At 61.4% G+C, this 16,879-nt stretch carries 14 protein-coding genes; 12 read left to right on the forward strand and 2 right to left on the reverse strand.

Going from position 1 to position 16,879, the window contains the following annotated elements:
• From waaC to AB4N92_RS14475, 6 genes are read left to right on the forward strand one after another with little or no spacing between them, the layout of a single operon-like run.
• Nucleotides 1–1,062, forward strand: a complete 1,062-nt coding sequence (gene waaC, locus AB4N92_RS14450) for a lipopolysaccharide heptosyltransferase I (RefSeq protein WP_042571374.1) — start codon at nt 1–3, stop codon at nt 1,060–1,062.
• On the forward strand, nt 1,062–2,186 hold the full coding sequence (locus AB4N92_RS14455; RefSeq protein ID WP_010213684.1) for a glycosyltransferase family 4 protein: 1,125 nt from the start codon (nt 1,062–1,064) through the stop codon (nt 2,184–2,186). Before waaC ends, AB4N92_RS14455 begins: the two co-directional genes overlap by 1 nt.
• Complete coding sequence (gene rfaP / locus AB4N92_RS14460) at nt 2,183–2,989, forward strand: lipopolysaccharide core heptose(I) kinase RfaP (RefSeq protein WP_010213682.1); 807 nt, start codon at nt 2,183–2,185, stop codon at nt 2,987–2,989. Before AB4N92_RS14455 ends, rfaP begins: the two co-directional genes overlap by 4 nt.
• Nucleotides 2,989–3,723, forward strand: coding sequence for a lipopolysaccharide kinase InaA family protein (locus AB4N92_RS14465; RefSeq protein ID WP_010213681.1), 735 nt, complete (start codon nt 2,989–2,991; stop codon nt 3,721–3,723). Before rfaP ends, AB4N92_RS14465 begins: the two co-directional genes overlap by 1 nt.
• The gene (locus AB4N92_RS14470; RefSeq protein ID WP_069672811.1) at nt 3,720–4,472 is read left to right on the forward strand and encodes a lipopolysaccharide kinase InaA family protein; all 753 of its coding nucleotides are present in this window, start codon (nt 3,720–3,722) and stop codon (nt 4,470–4,472) included. The genes AB4N92_RS14465 and AB4N92_RS14470 overlap by 4 nt, the downstream gene beginning before the upstream one ends.
• Entirely contained in the window at nt 4,472–5,911 is a 1,440-nt protein-coding gene (locus AB4N92_RS14475) for a lipopolysaccharide kinase InaA family protein (RefSeq protein ID WP_236266918.1), read from the forward strand. The genes AB4N92_RS14470 and AB4N92_RS14475 overlap by 1 nt, the downstream gene beginning before the upstream one ends.
• A gap of 118 nt (nt 5,912–6,029) precedes the next feature.
• On the opposite strand, the gene AB4N92_RS14480 is transcribed toward AB4N92_RS14475, so the two are convergent.
• A complete protein-coding gene (locus AB4N92_RS14480; protein ID WP_460127383.1) occupies nt 6,030–8,129 on the reverse strand; it encodes a TonB-dependent receptor family protein in 2,100 nt (699 codons plus the stop codon).
• A 206-nt stretch (nt 8,130–8,335) separates the two neighbouring features.
• Between AB4N92_RS14480 and AB4N92_RS14485 the strand changes: the two genes are divergently transcribed.
• The 6 genes from AB4N92_RS14485 to AB4N92_RS14510 all read left to right on the forward strand — a co-directional run bounded on the left by AB4N92_RS14485 (nt 8,336) and on the right by AB4N92_RS14510 (nt 14,942).
• On the forward strand, nt 8,336–8,671 hold the full coding sequence (locus tag AB4N92_RS14485) for a YceK/YidQ family lipoprotein (protein ID WP_010213675.1): 336 nt from the start codon (nt 8,336–8,338) through the stop codon (nt 8,669–8,671).
• Between the two features lie 133 nt (nt 8,672–8,804).
• On the forward strand, nt 8,805–10,562 hold the full coding sequence (locus AB4N92_RS14490) for a carbamoyltransferase family protein (RefSeq protein ID WP_010213673.1): 1,758 nt from the start codon (nt 8,805–8,807) through the stop codon (nt 10,560–10,562).
• Nucleotides 10,563–11,459: an antimicrobial resistance protein Mig-14 gene (locus AB4N92_RS14495; RefSeq protein WP_042571379.1), complete on the forward strand. Its 897-nt coding sequence runs from the start codon at nt 10,563–10,565 to the stop codon at nt 11,457–11,459.
• Nucleotides 11,456–12,856 carry a PIG-L deacetylase family protein gene (locus tag AB4N92_RS14500; RefSeq protein ID WP_042571380.1) on the forward strand — a complete coding sequence of 467 codons (1,401 nt, stop codon included), beginning with the start codon at nt 11,456–11,458 and terminating at the stop codon, nt 12,854–12,856. Before AB4N92_RS14495 ends, AB4N92_RS14500 begins: the two co-directional genes overlap by 4 nt.
• 59 nt (nt 12,857–12,915) lie before the next feature.
• Nucleotides 12,916–14,064 carry a glycosyltransferase gene (locus AB4N92_RS14505; protein WP_010213669.1) on the forward strand — a complete coding sequence of 383 codons (1,149 nt, stop codon included), beginning with the start codon at nt 12,916–12,918 and terminating at the stop codon, nt 14,062–14,064.
• Complete coding sequence (locus AB4N92_RS14510) at nt 14,061–14,942, forward strand: glycosyltransferase (protein ID WP_010213668.1); 882 nt, start codon at nt 14,061–14,063, stop codon at nt 14,940–14,942. Before AB4N92_RS14505 ends, AB4N92_RS14510 begins: the two co-directional genes overlap by 4 nt.
• Nucleotides 14,943–14,997: 55 nt before the next feature.
• Here the strand turns inward: AB4N92_RS14510 and AB4N92_RS14515 are convergent, their stop codons facing one another.
• Nucleotides 14,998–16,854: an O-antigen ligase family protein gene (locus AB4N92_RS14515; RefSeq protein ID WP_042571381.1), complete on the reverse strand. Its 1,857-nt coding sequence runs from the start codon at nt 16,852–16,854 to the stop codon at nt 14,998–15,000.
• Nucleotides 16,855–16,879 lie beyond the last annotated feature (25 nt).

Genomic DNA, 16,879 nt, shown 5'->3' on the forward strand with positions numbered 1-16,879 from the left:
TTGCGCGTACTGGTAATCAAGACCTCATCCCTGGGCGACGTGATTCATGCCTTGCCGGCCCTGACCGATGCAGCGCGGGCGATCCCGGGCATTCGATTCGACTGGGTGGTGGAAGAAGGCTTCGCCGAGATTCCCACTTGGCACCCTGCGGTGGACAAAGTGATCCCGGTAGCGATCCGCCGCTGGCGCAAGAACATCTGGCAGACCATCAAAAGTGGCGAATGGCGGCGTTTCAAGCAGCAAGTCCAGTCGACCAAATATGACTTGGTGATCGATGCCCAGGGCCTGCTGAAAAGCGCCTGGCTGACCCGTTACGTGCGCGCGCCAATCGCCGGTTTCGACAAGAATTCCGCGCGCGAGCCGATGGCTGCACGTTTCTACTCCCGACGCCTCGCCGTGGCGCGTGGGCAACACGCGGTGGAGCGTCTGCGCCAGTTATTCGCCGTGGCGCTCGGTTATGACTTGCCCAAAGGTCTGGGCGACTACGGCCTGAGCACTGAAAAGCTCCTGGGCCTGCCGCCGAAGAAACCTTTTGTGCTGCTGCTGCATGGCACCACCTGGGACACCAAGCACTGGCCCGAAGCCTACTGGCGCGAGCTGGCCGAGCGCATGGGGCGCCTGGGTGTGGAGGTGAAATTGCCTTGGGGCAACGCCGCCGAAAAAGCCCGCGCCGAACGCCTGGCCCAAGGCCTGCAACACGCCGAAGTGCTGCCCAAATTGAACCTGGCCGGCGTCGCTCGCGTACTGGCCAGCGCCCGCGCCTGCGTGGCGGTGGACACTGGTCTCGGCCACCTGGCCGCCGCGCTGGATGTACCGACCATTTCCCTGTTCGGCCCGACTAACCCCGGCCTCACCGGCGCCTATGGCAAGGGCCAGATTCACCTGGCCAGCGACTTCCCCTGCGCGCCGTGCCTGCAAAAGCAATGTACCTATCAACCGACGGCCGACGACCTGCGTCGGTTCGACATCAAGCGCGAGTCGCCCCTGTGCTTCACGCGCCTGAACCCTGAGCGTGTGGCAAGCCGACTGAGCACGTTGTTATTGGCTGAGGAGCTGCACTGATGCAACTGGCTTTTGTGCTGTACAAGTATTTCCCCTTCGGTGGCCTGCAGCGCGACTTCATGCGCATCGCCCTGGAGTGCCAGCAGCGCGGCCACCAGATTCGTGTCTATACGCTGATCTGGGAGGGCGACATCCCGCCCGGTTTCGAAGTGCTGGTGGCGCCGGTCAAGGCGTTCTTCAACCATCGGCGCAATGAGAAACTCAGCGCATGGATGGAGGCCGACCTGGCCAAGCGCCCCGTGGACCGTCTGATCGGCTTCAACAAAATGCCCGGCCTGGATGTGTACTACGCCGCCGACGGCTGCTTTGAAGACAAGGCACAGAACCTGCGCCACTCGCTGTACCGCTATTTTGGTCGCTACAAGCACTTTGCCGACTACGAGCGTGCAGTGTTCGCCAAGGACGCCAAGACTGAAGTCCTGATGATCTCCGAAGTGCAGCAGCCGTTGTTCATCAAGCATTACGACACGCCGCTGGAACGCTTCCACCTGCTGCCGCCGGGCATTGCCCAGGACCGCCGCGCACCGCCGAATGCCGCCGAGATTCGCGAGGGTTTCCGCCAGGAGTTCAACCTGGGCGATGACGATTTGCTCCTGGTGCAAATCGGCTCGGGCTTCAAGACCAAGGGCGTCGACCGCAGCCTCAAGGCCGTGGCCGCATTGCCGTCTGAGCTGAAAAAACGCACGCGCCTGTTTGTAATCGGCCAGGACGACCCCAAGGTATTCCAACTGCAAAGCGCGACGCTGGGGCTGGGGGACAATGTGCAGTTTCTCAAGGGCCGCAGCGATATCCCGCGTTTCCTGCTGGGCGCCGACCTGTTGATCCATCCGGCGTACAACGAAAATACCGGCACCGTATTGCTTGAGGCCCTGGTGGCCGGGTTGCCGGTGTTGGTCTCGGCCGTGTGTGGGTATGCTCACTACATCGCTGAAGCTGACAGCGGCCTGGTGCTGGATGAGCCGTTTGAACAAACGCAGCTCAACACGTACCTGGCGAAGATGCTCACCGACACTGCACAGCGCGCGGCCTGGAGCCGCAATGGTTTGGCCTTCGCTGAGACGGCCGACCTTTACAGCATGCCGCAGCACGCTGCGGATGTGATCCTGGCGGAGCCAAAACGATGAAGTTGATTCTTGCCGAACCGTTCAAGACGTTATGGGCCGGGCTTGATGCCTTTGCCGAAGTCGAGAAACTGCAAGGCGAAGTATTCCGTGAGCTGGCGGCGCGTCGCACCCTGCGTACCGTGGTGGATGGCCGTCCGTATTTCGTCAAGATCCACCGTGGCATCGGCTGGGGCGAGATCTTCAAGAACCTGATCACCGCCAAGCTGCCGGTGCTGGGCGCGGGCCTTGAGTGGGCGGCGATTCATCGCCTGCAGGAACTCGGCGTGCCAACCATGACCGGCGTCGCCTTCGGCGAAAAGGGCAGCAACCCGGCAGACCAGCACTCGTTCATCATCACCGAAGAGCTGGCGCCGACCCTCAGCCTGGAAGATGTGACTATCAATTGGGTTGCCGAGCCTCCGGCGCCTGCGCTGCGTCACGCCCTCACGGCGGAGCTTGCTCGCATGGTCGGCGACATGCACCGTGGCGGCGTGAACCACCGCGACTGCTACCTGTGCCACTTCCTGCTGGACACTGCCAAACCCATCGATGCGAAGAACATCAAGCTGTCGGTGATCGACCTGCACCGCGCCCAACTGCGTGCGCACTTGCCGTTGCGCTGGCGCGACAAGGACCTCTCCGCGCTGTATTACTCGGCGCTGGAAATCGGCCTGACCCGTCGCGACAAACTGCGCTTTCTCAAGGGTTACTTCCGCCAGCCGCTGCGCCAGATCCTGGCCGAGCACTCGGCGTCGTTGAGCCTGATGCAACGCAAGGCCGACAAGCTGTATGCACGCAAACAGCGCCTCGGGGATGCAATCTGATGGCGGGTTGGAACCTGGAACCGGTTTACGCCCACCTGGCGGATGATTTTGGCAGCCTCGAAGCGGTGTTCGCCCTGCAGGGCGAGCGGCTGACCCGTGATCCGCTGTCGGAAGTGATCCGTGTGGAGCGGGGCGGGGTCAATTACTACGTCAAGCGCTACACCGGTGCGGGCAAGGGGTTGCGGCGTTACCTGGGCAAGCCTCGGGTCAAGTCCGAATGGCAGAACCTCAAGCGATTCGCCAAATGGGGCATCCCCACCGCCGATGTGGTCGCCTGGGGGCTGGAGCGCAAAGGCCTGGCCTACGACCGTGGGGCGATGATCACCCGCGAGTTGCCGAAGACCGAAGACCTTTCGGTACTGGCCGAGCGCAATGATGCGCGCCTGCACGACCCGAAGTGGGTCAACGCGGTGAGTCGCCAACTCGCCGAGTACACGCGCACCATGCACGAACATCGCTTTACCCATAACGATTTGAAGTGGCGCAACCTGCTGATCGATGATCAGGCCACCCTGTACCTGATCGATTGCCCCAATGGTGATTTCTGGCGCGGGTTCTGGCTCAAGTACCGCATCACCAAAGACCTGGCGTGCCTGGACAAGGTGGCCAAGTATCACCTGTCTGCCACCCAGCGCCTGCGGTTCTACATACAGTACCGTCAGTGCCGGCACCTGAGTGCATCGGATAAAGAGCGGATTCGCCACGTGGTGAAGTTTTTCGAGGGACGCGAATGAGTGATTTCCTGGCGGTTGAAGACCGTGCGCTGCTGGAGCGCCACGGCCTATCGACGTTCGACGCCTTGTGGGCCAAACAACTGGACGCGGTGGATGAACCCAATACCAGTCGCGGAGGTTGGAGCAGCGTGTTTCGCCTTGAACTCGACGGCCAGGGTTACTACCTCAAGCGCCAGAGCAATTACCTGACGCGCAGCTTGCACCGTCCTTTTGGCGAGCCGAGTTTCTCCCGTGAATTCCGCAATATCAGCCGTTACCGCAAGCTTGGCATTCCGGCCTTGCAAGCGGCGTTCTACGGCGAGCGCAAAGTCGATGGCGAACACCGCGCGATGCTGCTCACCCGCGCCCTGGACGGCTGGAATGACTTGGATTCGTTGCTGGAACAATGGGCGCAACTGAGCGACGCCCAGCACCGTGCGATCCTGCTGGCTTGCGGTCAGCTTGCTCGTCGGTTGCACAGCGTTGGCCAAGTGCATGGCTGTTTCTATCCCAAGCATATTTTCCTGCAGGCCACCGGCGACGGGTATGCCGCGCAGTTGATCGACCTGGAGAAAACCCGCCCGTTGCTGTTCGGCTGGCGTGATCGGGTCAAGGATCTGGAGCCGCTGTTGCGTCGTGCGCCGCAGTGGTCTGATGAGCAAGTGCGCCAATTGCTGGCCGCCTATCTCGACCAGCCGGAAGACAGCGCGCTGGTCGGCACCTGGCTGCAGAAGTTGACCGCCCGCCGCAGCCACAAGGAAAACCGTTGATGCGTTTGTCCGAGCTGAAAACCGCCGGCCGTACCCCGGACTTGCCCCTGACCCTCGAACTGGCCGATGCGGCGGGCCCTGGTCAGTTGCAACTGCTGAGCCTGTTGCGCGTGTTGCCAGGCGAGCGCTATGTGGGCGCGGCCGTCTGGCGTGGCCGTCCGGTGTTGGCCAAGTTACTGGTGGGCAGCAAGGCAGCACGGCACTTTCAGCGTGAGCTCAGCGGCGTACGCCTATTGGCCGAGCAGGGGCTGACCACACCGTTGTTGCTGGCGGACGGCTTGCAGGAAGGCGAGGGCGGCTGGTTGCTATTCGAATTCATCGAGGGCGCCGAAAGCCTGGCCGATGCCTGGCAGGCTGTCGAACACTTGCCGCCGCTGGCCGATGAGCAAACCGCGGTGCTCGCCGAAGCGTTGGGCGCGATTGCGCAGATGCACACCCAAGGCCTGTGGCAGGAAGACCTGCACCTGGACAACCTGCTGCGCAAGGACGGCAAGCTGTACTTGATCGATGGCGCCGGCATTCGCGTCGAAGAGGCTGGCAAGCCACTGTCGCGTAACCGCGTGCTGGAAAACCTCGGGGTGTTTTTCGCCCAGTTGCCGAAAAATCTCGAACCGTTCACCGAAGAACTGCTCGTGTACTACCTGCTGAGCAATGGCGAACACGCCCTGCCCCTGGAAGCCCTGGAAAAACAGGTGCGCAAGGTCAGCGTCTGGCGCCTCAAGGACTTTTTGAACAAGGTCGGCCGCGAGTGCACGTTGTTCAGCGTGGTGCGTGGCGCCTTTGCCTTGCGCGCGATTCGGCGCGAAGAAGAGTCCGCGATGCTGCCGGTGCTGGCGCAGGCGGATGCGTTACTCGACCAGGGCCACCTGTACAAGACCGGTGGTGCGGCCAGTGTGGCCAAGGTCGAAGTGGCCGGCCGGCCGCTGGTGATCAAGCGCTACAACATCAAGGGCTTCGCCCATTGGCTCAAGCGCTTCTGGCGCCCGAGCCGCGCCTGGCATTCCTGGCGCGAAGGCAATCGCCTGGCCTTCCTCGGCATCGCCACGCCCAAGCCGCTGGCGGTGCTGGAAAAACGCTTCTTCTGGCTGCGTAGCCGTGCGTACCTGATCACCGAGTACCTGCCGGGGCCGGACATCATCGAACGCTTCGCGCCGTACGTTGAAAACGGTGACGCACCGGAAAGCGAACTGCAGGCGCTGGATCACCTGTTCGCTGAACTGATCCGCGAGCGCATCAGCCATGGCGATTTCAAGGGGCATAACCTGTTCTGGGACGAGGATCGCTGGTCGCTGATCGACCTGGATGCCATGTGCCAACACGCCTCCGACGCCAGCTTTGCCTCAGCGTATGCCAAGGATCGTGCGCGGTTTATGCGTAACTGGCCGTCGGAGAGTGCGTTGTACAAACTCATCGATCAGCGCTTGCCAGCTCAGGTCTGATCGCGGTCAAAATGTGGGAGCGGGCTTGCCCGCGAATAGGGTGTGTCAGTTAGTACATGTGTTGCTGACCTAACGCATTCGCAGGCAAGCCAGCTCCCACATGAGCCTTGTGGTGGTTTTAGAACTGGTACTCGGCACCAGCACCGGCGTACCACGAGCGGCCAGGAGCGGCTTCGTAGTATCGGTTGTTGCCATCGCCGACGTTCACCGAGCTGACGTACTGGCGGTCGAGCAAGTTGTCCAGACGCAGGGTCTGGTGGAAGGTCCAGTGTTCGACTTTCTGCTCAAAACGTGCGCGCCAGTTAAAGACGCTGTAGGCCGGCGCGGCACGTTGGCTGTTGGTGTCTTCGACATAGACCTTGCTGCGGTACAGGCCTTCGATGGCGGTGCTGACCCAGTCCCGGGGTTTCCAGTTCAGCTCGGCGAACAGCGTGGTTTGCGGCACGCCGGGCAGGTAGTTGCCCTTGTCGACAGCGGTGCTGCCGCCGCTGACGAAGTCGCTGTCGTAGGTGGCTTGCAGGCGGGTGTAGGCGAGGTTGGTGGTCCAGTGGTCGCTGAGTTGGCTTTCGATGCCCAATTCGAAGCCGCGGCGCAGGGTGCGGCCGGCGTTTTGATAAGTCGTACGGCCGCCGCTGGATTGCTGTACCACCAACTCGTCTTCGGTCGTGATCTGGAATACGGCGGCGTTGATGCGTGTGTCCTGGCCTACGCGTGCTTTCAGGCCCACCTCATACTGCGTGCTGACCGAAGGCTTGAGCGCGAAGTTGAAGCCGTTTGAGTTGCCGGAATATGCCGATTCAGCTTGCGTCGGGGTTTCAAAGCCTTTGCCAGCGCTGACGTAGCCATGCAAGTCAGGTGTGAAGGCGTACATGATGCTGACTGACGGTGTGTTCTTCTGGTAAGTCTTGCTGCCGCTGTCGTTGCCGTCGCTGAGGAAGTGGTCGTTTACTTTCATTTCCATGGTGCTGTGGCGTAGGCCTGCTTGCAGCGTCCAGTCACCGAGTAACCAGTTGGCTTGCACGAATGGGTCAAGGCTGGTGGCGGTGTCGATTTCGTCACGGCCAAGAGCGCCTTTTACGCCGTGAACGCCATTGACGGTGTTGGAATAGCCTTGGCGATCGTCCTGGCTGCGGTCGTAGTCGACGCCGGCGATCAGGGTCAGGTTGCCCGGAACGCTGGTGATAGGTTGCAACCAGTGGACGGAACCGCCGTAGAACTTCCGGTCGAACGCCACCACTCCGCCGCGCGCATTGGCAGGGTTGGTCACGCCGCTGGCGAACTTGTCAGGGATCGACAGATACTGAATCACACTCCGCCGCCCCGTATACGCATTCACCTGCAACGTCGCATCGCCGAGGTAGCGCTCGTAATTCATGCCCAATTGCTGATGGTCGATACTTTTTCGCGTGTTGTAGGTCAGTGCATTGGCACTTACCGAACGCGGATCGGCCTTATACCCTGCCCAAGTCTGGCCGAGTGGGTCCTGCGTGCCGTTCTGTTCCAGGCTGCTGTAAATCAGGGCGAGTTTGCTGTCGTCATCCGGCTGGAAGTTGAGCTTGGCAAAGGTCTGGTCGCGTCGCGCACTGCTGTGGTCGCGGTAACCATTGGTGTCCATGCGCGAGGCGTCGAGCACGAAGCCGGCACCGTTGGCGGCGCCTTCAGCAGTCAGGTGGTTTTTGTTCAGTCCGTCGCTGCCCACCAGGGTTTCGGCGCCGATGCGCGGTGGGCCTTCGCCGTCGCGGGAGAACATCTGGATCACGCCGCCGGCATTGCTGCCATACAGAGTGGCGGCAGGGCCGCGCAGCACTTCAATGCGTTCGGCTGTATCGAGGTTGAACGTGGCCGCCTGACCCTGGCCGTCCGGGGTGCTGGCGGGAATACCGTCGGCAATCAGCTTGATACCGCGCACGCCGAATGCCGAACGGGCGCCGAAGCCACGGGAGGAGATCTGCAGGTCCTGGGCATAGTTCTGGCGGTTCTGCACGACCAGGCCGGGCACGCGGGACAGGGCTTCGGAGGCGTTGATGCCGAGCTGGCCGTCACTGATTTGTTCGCGGCTGACGCCGTCCACCGAGTAAGGCAGGTCGAACGTCGGGCTGGCGCTGCGCGAACCGGTGACGACGCTGGGGTCGAGGGTCAACGAGCCGTCATCGGCCAGTGCGCTGGAGCACAGGCCCAGCAGTAACAGGGCAAGGCGAGTGGGGGCGGTTGTGTTCATGGAAAGGCCGGGTCCGTGGCGCAACGCGTCAGTAAGTGGCGTAGGCGCAAAAAAAAGCGCGAGTTTAACGGCTACCTCCCTCGTTTACCGAATTTCTGACACGTCAGGGATATGGGAAGGTTCCTACGCATATTAACGTTGTCGGGAGGCTGTGAAGGGCGGTGTGCGATGGTAGGTTTTTGGTCCCTCTACAGGATGAGCGACTTATGAAACCTAACGTTGCAGGGTTATTGGCATTGCTGGGTGTATGTTTGATAGTGGCCGGTTGCGGCACAATGACCACGGTGCTGCGTGAAGACCGTGTCACGGTCCAGTCGCTCAAAGCGAAAAAAACCTACTGCCAGTCGGTTCCGCGTGTCTACAGCGGCGTGTCTTATGATTTGTGCGTGCTGCATGCACCCCCCAGCTCAGGAAGTGGGCTTTCCTTGAACGATGTTCCATGGCCTTATCTCGATGTGGCTGTATCCGCTGTCCTGGATACACTCTTCTTGCCCTATACCGTCTACCGGCAGAGTGCCGACGGCAGTATTGAGCTTCGCTAGCCGCTTGCCGCTAACAGTTTCCTGCTGCTTTTACGCTATAATCCCGCCCTTTAGCTGTTTCCTGCCCAGGCGGGAAGCACACTTTTTTCAGGCGCACCCCGCCTGTATGCAGACTAAAAGAGGCTAGACCCCTGTGGCATTGACGATTCTTGGCCTGTCCGGCGCCCTTAGCCATGATCCTTCCGCAGCCTTGTACATCGACGGCAAGCTGATCGCGGCCGCCGAAGAAGAGCGCTTCGTACGCGACAAACATGCAAAGAACCGCATGCCCTACGAATCGGCGAAGTTCTGCCTGGAGCAGGCCGGCATCAAGCCTTCCGACGTTGACGTGGTGGCGATCCCGTTCGCCCCGATCAGCCTGTTCGGCGAGGCGCGCTGGCACTACGCCAAGCGTTACTGGTACGCCCCGGACCGCGCCCTTGACGCGATCCTGATGGGCAACCGTCGCTACAAGCGCTATCGCAACAAGATCGTCTGGTGCCTGGAGCAACTGGGCTTCGATCCGAAGAAAATCAAGATCGAGCCGGTTGAACACCACCTGGCCCACGCTTCCAGCGCCTACCACTGCTCCGGCTTCCAGGAGAAAACCGCGATCCTCGGCATCGACGGTAAAGGTGAGTACGCCACCACGTTCTTCGGCTACGGCGAAAACGGCAAGATCCACAAGATCAAGGAATTCTACGATCCGGACTCCCTCGGCGGCCTGTACGGCGCAATCACCGAATTCCTCGGTTTCGAGATGCTTGACGGCGAGTTCAAGGTCATGGGCATGGCCCCGTACGGCGATGCCAGCAAGTACGACTTCTCGCGCCTGGCCTCCTTTGAAAACGGCGAGTTGGTGATCAACACCGACTACGCCAACGTGATCGGCCTGCGTCGTTACAAAGAGAAGGGCAAGGGTTTCTACTTCTCGCCAAAACTGATCGAGTGGCTGGGTCCGAAGCGCGAAGGCGATATCGCCGACGAACCTTACATCCACTACGCCGCGAGCATGCAGGCGCTGTTCGAGAAGCTGGCCCTGCAGATGATCGACCACTACCTGGGCGACATCCTGAAAGACACCGGCAAGCTGGCCTTTGCCGGCGGTTGCGCGCTGAACGTGAAGCTGAACCAGAAGATCATTGCCCGCGACGACGTGAAGGAGCTGTTCGTACAGCCGGCCTCCGGCGATGCCGGCACTGCTGTCGGTGCCGCGGCCTATGTGTCCCACGCCCGTGGTGTACCGGTGGAGAAGATGGAACACGTCTACCTCGGCCCGTCCTACAGCAACGAAGATGTGATTGCCGCGTGCGCCAAGCACGAAAGCAAACCGAACTGGCGCAAGATCGAAAACATGCCCCAGCGCATCGCCAAGATCATGGTCGACGGCAATCCGGTGGCCTGGTTCCAGGGTCGCATGGAGTTCGGCCCGCGTGCCCTCGGCGGTCGTTCGATCATCGGTTGCCCGAGTGCGACCGGCGTGGCTGACCGTATCAACCACCAGATCAAGTTCCGCGAGCGTTGGAGGCCTTTCTGCCCGTCGATGCTCGACACCGTGGCCCCGCAGATGATCAAGGTCGATCACCCGGCGCCGTTCATGACCTTCACCTTTGAAGTGGCGGAAGAGTGGAAGACCCGTGTGCCGGAAGTGGTCCATGAAGATGGCACCTCCCGCGCCCAGGTGCTCAAGCGCGAGTACAACCCGCGCTACTACGACATGATGAAAGAGCTGGAAGTGCTGACCGGCAACGGTGTGTCCTTGAACACCTCGCTCAACCGTCGTGGCGAAGCGATGATCTGCTCGCCGAAAGACGCGCTGGACATGTTCTTCGGCTCCGACCTGCAGTACCTGATCATGGAAGACATCCTGGTCGTCAAGGACGGCGTGGACCCTTATGACGCCGTGGTCTAAATGCTGAACCGCTTCCAGGCGTGGCGTGAGCGTGGCTGGACGCCTGTCGAGGCCGAGGTTTACGCCCAGGCCTGGCAGCAATTTGGCGGCAGCGTGGCGACCCATCCGCAGGTGGTCGAGCGGTTGGCGGGCCTGGCGCAGATTCCTGTGCGTTACCTGGGCTGGGAGCAGGACGGCGAACTCAAGGGCGCGATTGCCACCTGGGGGCGCGACCTGGCCCTGTCCAAGGACGTGCTCAAACGCAGCGGCAAGAAAGGCCTGTTTGACCTCGGCAATGCCGAGATCATCCTGCCGATCGCTGCCGATGCGCAGTTGCCGGTGCGCCATCGCGGGCGCTACCTGTCAGCACTGAACCAGGGCCGCATCATCACCCTCAAGCCCCAGGCCGAGCAATTGGCCATGGCGCGTACCCCCGAAGACCTGTCGAAGAAGTTTCGCTACAACCAGCGCCGCGAATTGCGCCTGCTGGAAGAGGCAGGCGGTGTGGTGCGGGCGGTGAACGAGTTTTCCAGCACCGAGCTGGCGGCAATCTACTGCGATCTGTTTCAGCGCCGCTGGGGCTTTCCGGCCACGGGGGCCGAGCGTCTGGCTGAGGTGCTGGCGCTGCTCAAGGAGTTCCTGATCGGCTCGGTGCTGTTTCTCAACGATGCGCCGATTGCCGTGCAGTTGGTGTACCGGGTCGAGTCGCCAGAGTGGATCAGCATTGAGTACGTCAACGGCGGTGTTGATCCTGAAACCCGTGCGTTCAGCCCTGGCAGCGTGCTGAGCTTCCTCAACACGCAAAGCGCCTGGGAACAGGCGCGGGCCGTGGATAAGCCGCTGCGTTTTTCCTTCGGGCGTGCCGACCGCGAGTACAAGGAGCGCTGGTGCAACCCGGTGCCGGTGTTCAGCCTATGAGCCGCAAACAGCAACTGCTCAAGCGCCACCGGCGCAATAAACGCATTGCGCTGCTGATCGGCCTGCTGCTGTTGATCGCGGCCGGTGTGCTGGTGGCCTGGTGGCTGCCGCTGATCCTGGCGGTGTTGCTGTGGGTGGCCCATGAAGCCTGGTTTGCCGACCACCTGTTTTATTCGCCCAAGGATGACTACCAATACAGTTTTGCGCCGAGTGGCCAGCAGGTCGGATTGCGTCTGGAGGGCGGCAGGTTGCTGGCAGATACGCCGCTTGAGCTGGCTGGCGATGAAACGCTGATCGTCGAAGTACAGCTCAAAAGCAACCTGTGGGGGCGTTTCTTTGATCCTGCGGTTGAGTTTCTGGACGATCGCCAGGCGTTCGAGCGCGGTGTGGTCGGCAAGCGTTACCTGAACCTCACGGGCTCGGCGCAGGCATTGGCCGCGGGTGAGCTGCGCCTGCGCGGGCGTTTTTGCCGCGTGATCGGCCAGCCGGTCTTGTGGGTGTTTCGCCAGCCCGATGCTGCGCGCCATCGCGTGATGGTGATCGCCCCTCATGCCGACGATGCCGAACTGGCCGCCTTCGGCCTGTACGGCCAGGCGGATGAAAGCTGGATCGTGACCCTGACCGCCGGTGAGATCGAGGCCGAGCACTATCAGCAGATGGGCCTGCCCAAGGCTGAAGCGGCGCGGATCAAAGGGCGCCTGCGCGCCTGGGACAGCATTGCCGTGCCACGCTGGGCCGGCGTGCCCGAGGCGCACTGCGTGCAGTTGGGGTATTTCTGCCTGCAACTGCCGGCCATGCGTAACGCCCCCGACCAACCCCAGGCATCGCGCGAAGCGCAGTTGGACGATACGCGGCTGTTCCGCCAGTTCAATGCCCTGGCGTTGCCGGGGGATGTGGACGGTGCGCCGACCTGGAATAACCTGATCGCTGACCTGCGGGCAGTGTTGCTCAAGGCGCGTCCCGAGGTGATTGTACTGCCCACGCCAGTGCTCGACCCCCACCCTGACCATATCTGCGCCCACACCGCGGTGGTGCAGGCGTTGCAGGGACTTGAGTGGCAACCGACCACGTTGCTTGGCTACGCCAACCATCTGCACGATAACGACCGTTGGCCCATGGGTGATTCCGGTGCTGGCGTCGCTTTGCCGCCGCAGTTCGATGCTGGCCAGGTGCTTGAACCTTATTGCCGGGTGCTGAGCGAGAGCCAGCAGCAGGACAAGGCCATGGCGCTGGGCATGATGCATGACTTGCAGCCCCGTGCGCCGTTCAAGCGCCGGGTGCGTCGCCTGTTGCAGCAATGGCTGGCTGGTCGTGGTCCATCGCCTTACGGCGAGAATGAGTTTTTCCGTAAGGCCGTGCGTCGTCACGAGCTGCTTTGGGTGCTGAAGCAGGACTGAAATTGACTTTTTTCGTCGGGCTGCGTGCGCGTAGCAGCCCGATTGCCTCATGGAGTGATATGAAGCCTCGTTTCAAGGTTTTGCAGTTGCAGCCTGACTACAACGTCAAACTCAATGATTTCGCCGATCTCGGTGAGCAGATCGTCAAGGCGTTGCCGACCGAGCGATTCGAGGTGACGTCGGCCTTTCTCAGCGGGCGACCGCAGCCGGGCCAGCCGTTGAGCGTGGCGGATCATTCCAAGTATTTCGAGTTTCCCGAGAAGGCTCTCAAGGGCATTCGCCTGGGCGCCATGTGGGAAATCTACAAGTACTGCCGCGAGCAGAAGTTCGACGTGGTCATCTGCAATCGCTTCAAGTCGGTGAACATGATGCTGTCGCTCAACCGCTGGTTGAAGATCCCATTGTGCATTGGTATCTCTCACGGTTTCGGCGAGTACGAGCGCGCCTATCGCCGGCGCCAGACGCGTCGTTTGGTCAGCCCGGCCTGGCGCTTTGTCGGGGTGTCGGCGGCGGTCAGGGATTACCTCGTCGGGCTCAACTGCGGTTTTACCCGAGAGAACACCACCTTCGTCACCAACGCCATCGATATTCCGCAGGCCGAAGCCTTGCAGCTGCCGCGCGAGCAGGCGCGCCAGGCGCTCGGGCTGCCGCTCGACGCGCGAATCATCGGCGCATTGGGGCGCCTGGTGCCGATCAAGGGGCACACGCACCTGCTGCAGGCGTTCGCCCGCCTCAAGGACAAATACCCCAACGCCCAGGTCGGCATCATCGGTTCCGGCCGTGCCGAGGCGGATTTGCGCGCGGACATCGAGCGCCTCGGTCTCACCGGCCGTGCGCACCTGCTGGGTTTTCGCGAGGATGGCCTCAAGTATGTGCGTGCCTTCGATATCTGGACCATGCCTTCCTTGCTTGAGGGCCTGGGCCTGGCGCTGCTGGAAGGCATGAGCGGGCGCCTGCCGGTGATTGCCTCCAACGGGCCGGCCATGCTGCCCCTGGTAGAAGGGGCGGGCGGTTTGTCCCACGAGCCGGGCAATGTCGAGCAACTGACAACTGCCCTGGACACTTATTTGGCCATGAGCGATGAGCAATTGCGCGCCAAGGGTGAGCAGGTGTTCCGTTACCTGGAAGAGAACCACGCCTTGGCCGAGTTCCAGCAGAAGTACCTGAACCTCATCGAAACCGGTTTGAAAGAAGTAGGTAGAGCATGACAGCGCAACAACCCCTGGTCTCAGTGATTATCGCGTCCTACAACCACGGCCGGTATATCGAAGAGAGCATCCTCAGCGTGCTCGGCCAGACGTACCCGAATATCGAACTGCTGGTGGTGGATGACGGCTCCACGGATGACAGTGTCGAACGCATCCAGCGCTTGCAGGCCAAGCACGGCTTTGATTTCCAGGTGCAGCAGAATCAGGGGCTGACCGCCACGCTCAACGCTGCCATCGCCCGCGCCAAGGGCAGCCTGATCGCACCGTTCGGCTCCGATGACATCATGCTGCCGGACCGCCTCGCCATCCAGGTGGCCTATATGGCGGACAAGCCGAAGGTGGGCATGTGCGCCGGTAATATCGAGCTGATCGATGGTGATGGCAACCTGCACCCGGAGAAAAAGCAGCGCCGCGACGTGCCCTTTCGCAGCCTGGATTTCGACGACATGTTCATGGACCGCAAGCCTTTCCCGCCAGCGCCGACCATGTTGATTCGCCGCGAAGTGCTGGAAGAAGTGGGTGGTTTCGACCCGTTGATTCCTCTGGAAGACCTGCTGATCCAGCTGAAGATCACGGCTGCCGGCTACACCATCGACGCTCTTGGCGTGGTGATGGCGCGCTACCGGCAGCACGCGAACAACACCTACAAGAACCACCGCTACATGATCCAGAACATTCTCAAGACCTATGCCCATTTCAGCGAGCATCCGGCCTACGACGCGGTGCGCTACAACTTCCTGAACTCGATGTTCTTGAAGACCGCCGACCGTGACCGGCCGCTGGCGCGAGAGATACTCAAGCAGATCCCGTTGAAGTTCTGGGGGCGCAAGACCTTGCGTGGCTTGGTGCGATTGTATCTGGCACCCCTCAGGGCGTGAGGCGGCAGGCGCAGTGAAGAAGGCGACTATCAGCAGTGATAGTCGCCTTTTTTTATCAGACGGCGGGGCGGCTCAGCGCCAGTACGTGCTCGCGGATTTTCGCCGTGGCGCCTTGACTGGCAACCGACGCATAACCTTTGGCCAGCTGTTCGAAGTGTGTCTCAAATAACCAGGCGCGGTCCTGCGGGTAGCGCTGCATATGACGCAGGTTGCGCTGGCGCAAGGCGTTGCGCAGCGGCGACGGGTAGATGCGCAGGTCGGCGATATCGATCAGGCCGAACTCGCCGTCGTCCATCAGCAGAACGTTGCCCAGGTGCAGTGAGCGGAAGTACACGCCGCGCTCATGCAGTTGGGCCATGAACTGGCCGAAGCGTTCGATCAGCGATTCGCGCAGGCTGTTGTCCAGGCTTTGCAGGGCCTGGCGCAGGGTCAGGCCGGGCAGTGGCGAATAGCTGACAGCACTGCTTGCATCGGGCAGGCGGTAGAGGCCCAGAATCTGCGGTGTGGGGATACCCAGGGTGCGCAATTGCTCGGCGTTGCTGGCAAACCGTTCGGAATAGGGGTTGAAGCTGCCAGAGGTATACCACCGGCGTGGGCGGAACACTTTGAGGAAACGACCGTCGGCCAGGCGCAGGACCTTCGGGCCCAGGCCGTCGGCTTCGATCACGTGGGCATCGGCGCACAGTTGATTAAAGCCTTCAGGCAGCAGGTTTTGCACCGGTATGCGCAGCAGGCTGCGACGGCGCTGGGCCATGCTCAGGCCGGTGATGATGGCCAGTGGAATCCACAGCAGGAACCAGTGCTCCTTGGGGCGTGACAGGATGCCACCGCCTTCGGTCAATCCGGCGCCGATGCCATAGGCAAGCAGCGACGATGCCAGGATAAACAGTGGTTGCGCACGTTCTTTGAGGCCTTTATACAGGCCCCAGCCGAGCATGAAGATCCATGGGATAAAACCGATGATCCCGACGTAATACAGCACGCCCAGGGCAAAGCTGTGCGGCTCGCGCAGCTCGTAGCCGTCGGACAGGGTCAGGTACAACTCGGAGTCATAGCTGTGGCCGATCCAAGGATGTTCAGCAATGCGCTGCAGGGACATGCCCCACAATTCGAAGCGGAACGAGCTGCCGCGAGTGGTGATCTGTTCGGGGTAGAGCAGCAGAAGCCCGACGCCGCCCAGGATCATGCCGGCTATCAGCAAGGCTGAGCGGCGGTTGCGGCTGACGAAGGTCATCCACAGGATGGTCAGTGTCAGGGCGACCAACGGTGTGCGTGAGCCCGTGGCCAGAACCGCCGCGAGCATGACCGCCAGAGCCGGGGCGCTGAACCACAGGACGTTCAGGCGCTGGGTGGTCATGCAGACATATAGCCAGTAGACGCAGAAGAAACCGAATAGATGAGAGCTGAGCAGCGGGTTGTCGAGGGCGCCACGCCCACCGATCATGCGCATGCCCGGTTCGAAGCCTTTGACGAAGGCCACCAGGTTGCACAAGCTCACCACGAGTGCAATCACAGCAGCACTGAAGAAGATCGGTTTGAACAGTTCGTTGCGGTAATGCAGCAACAGACCGCAGCCGCCAAACAGCATGAAGGTATTGAGCGGGCGCTTGAACAGGTCGGTGTCGGTGGTGGGCTCGGGGCTCCACATCAGGCTGGCCAGGGCCCAGGCAGAGAAGGCCAGGAATGCGAGCGCCAGGGGCTCACGCAGTAACTCCTTTAACTCCCGAGGGCGCATGCACAACATGAACAGGGTCGGTACGCTGAACAGGATGTAGACGATTCGATGCAGCACGTTGCGGTTGGATACGAAGAACAGCGAACTCAGTAACAACAACAAGCCAATGGGCAAAATCCATAGGACCAGGAAGTCGAAAACGCGATTTGAGCCATAGATCAGGCGCTTGGAGTGCATACAGAAAAGCCATTCCATTTAGAGA

The organism is Pseudomonas sp. S3_A09, assembly GCF_054668065.1.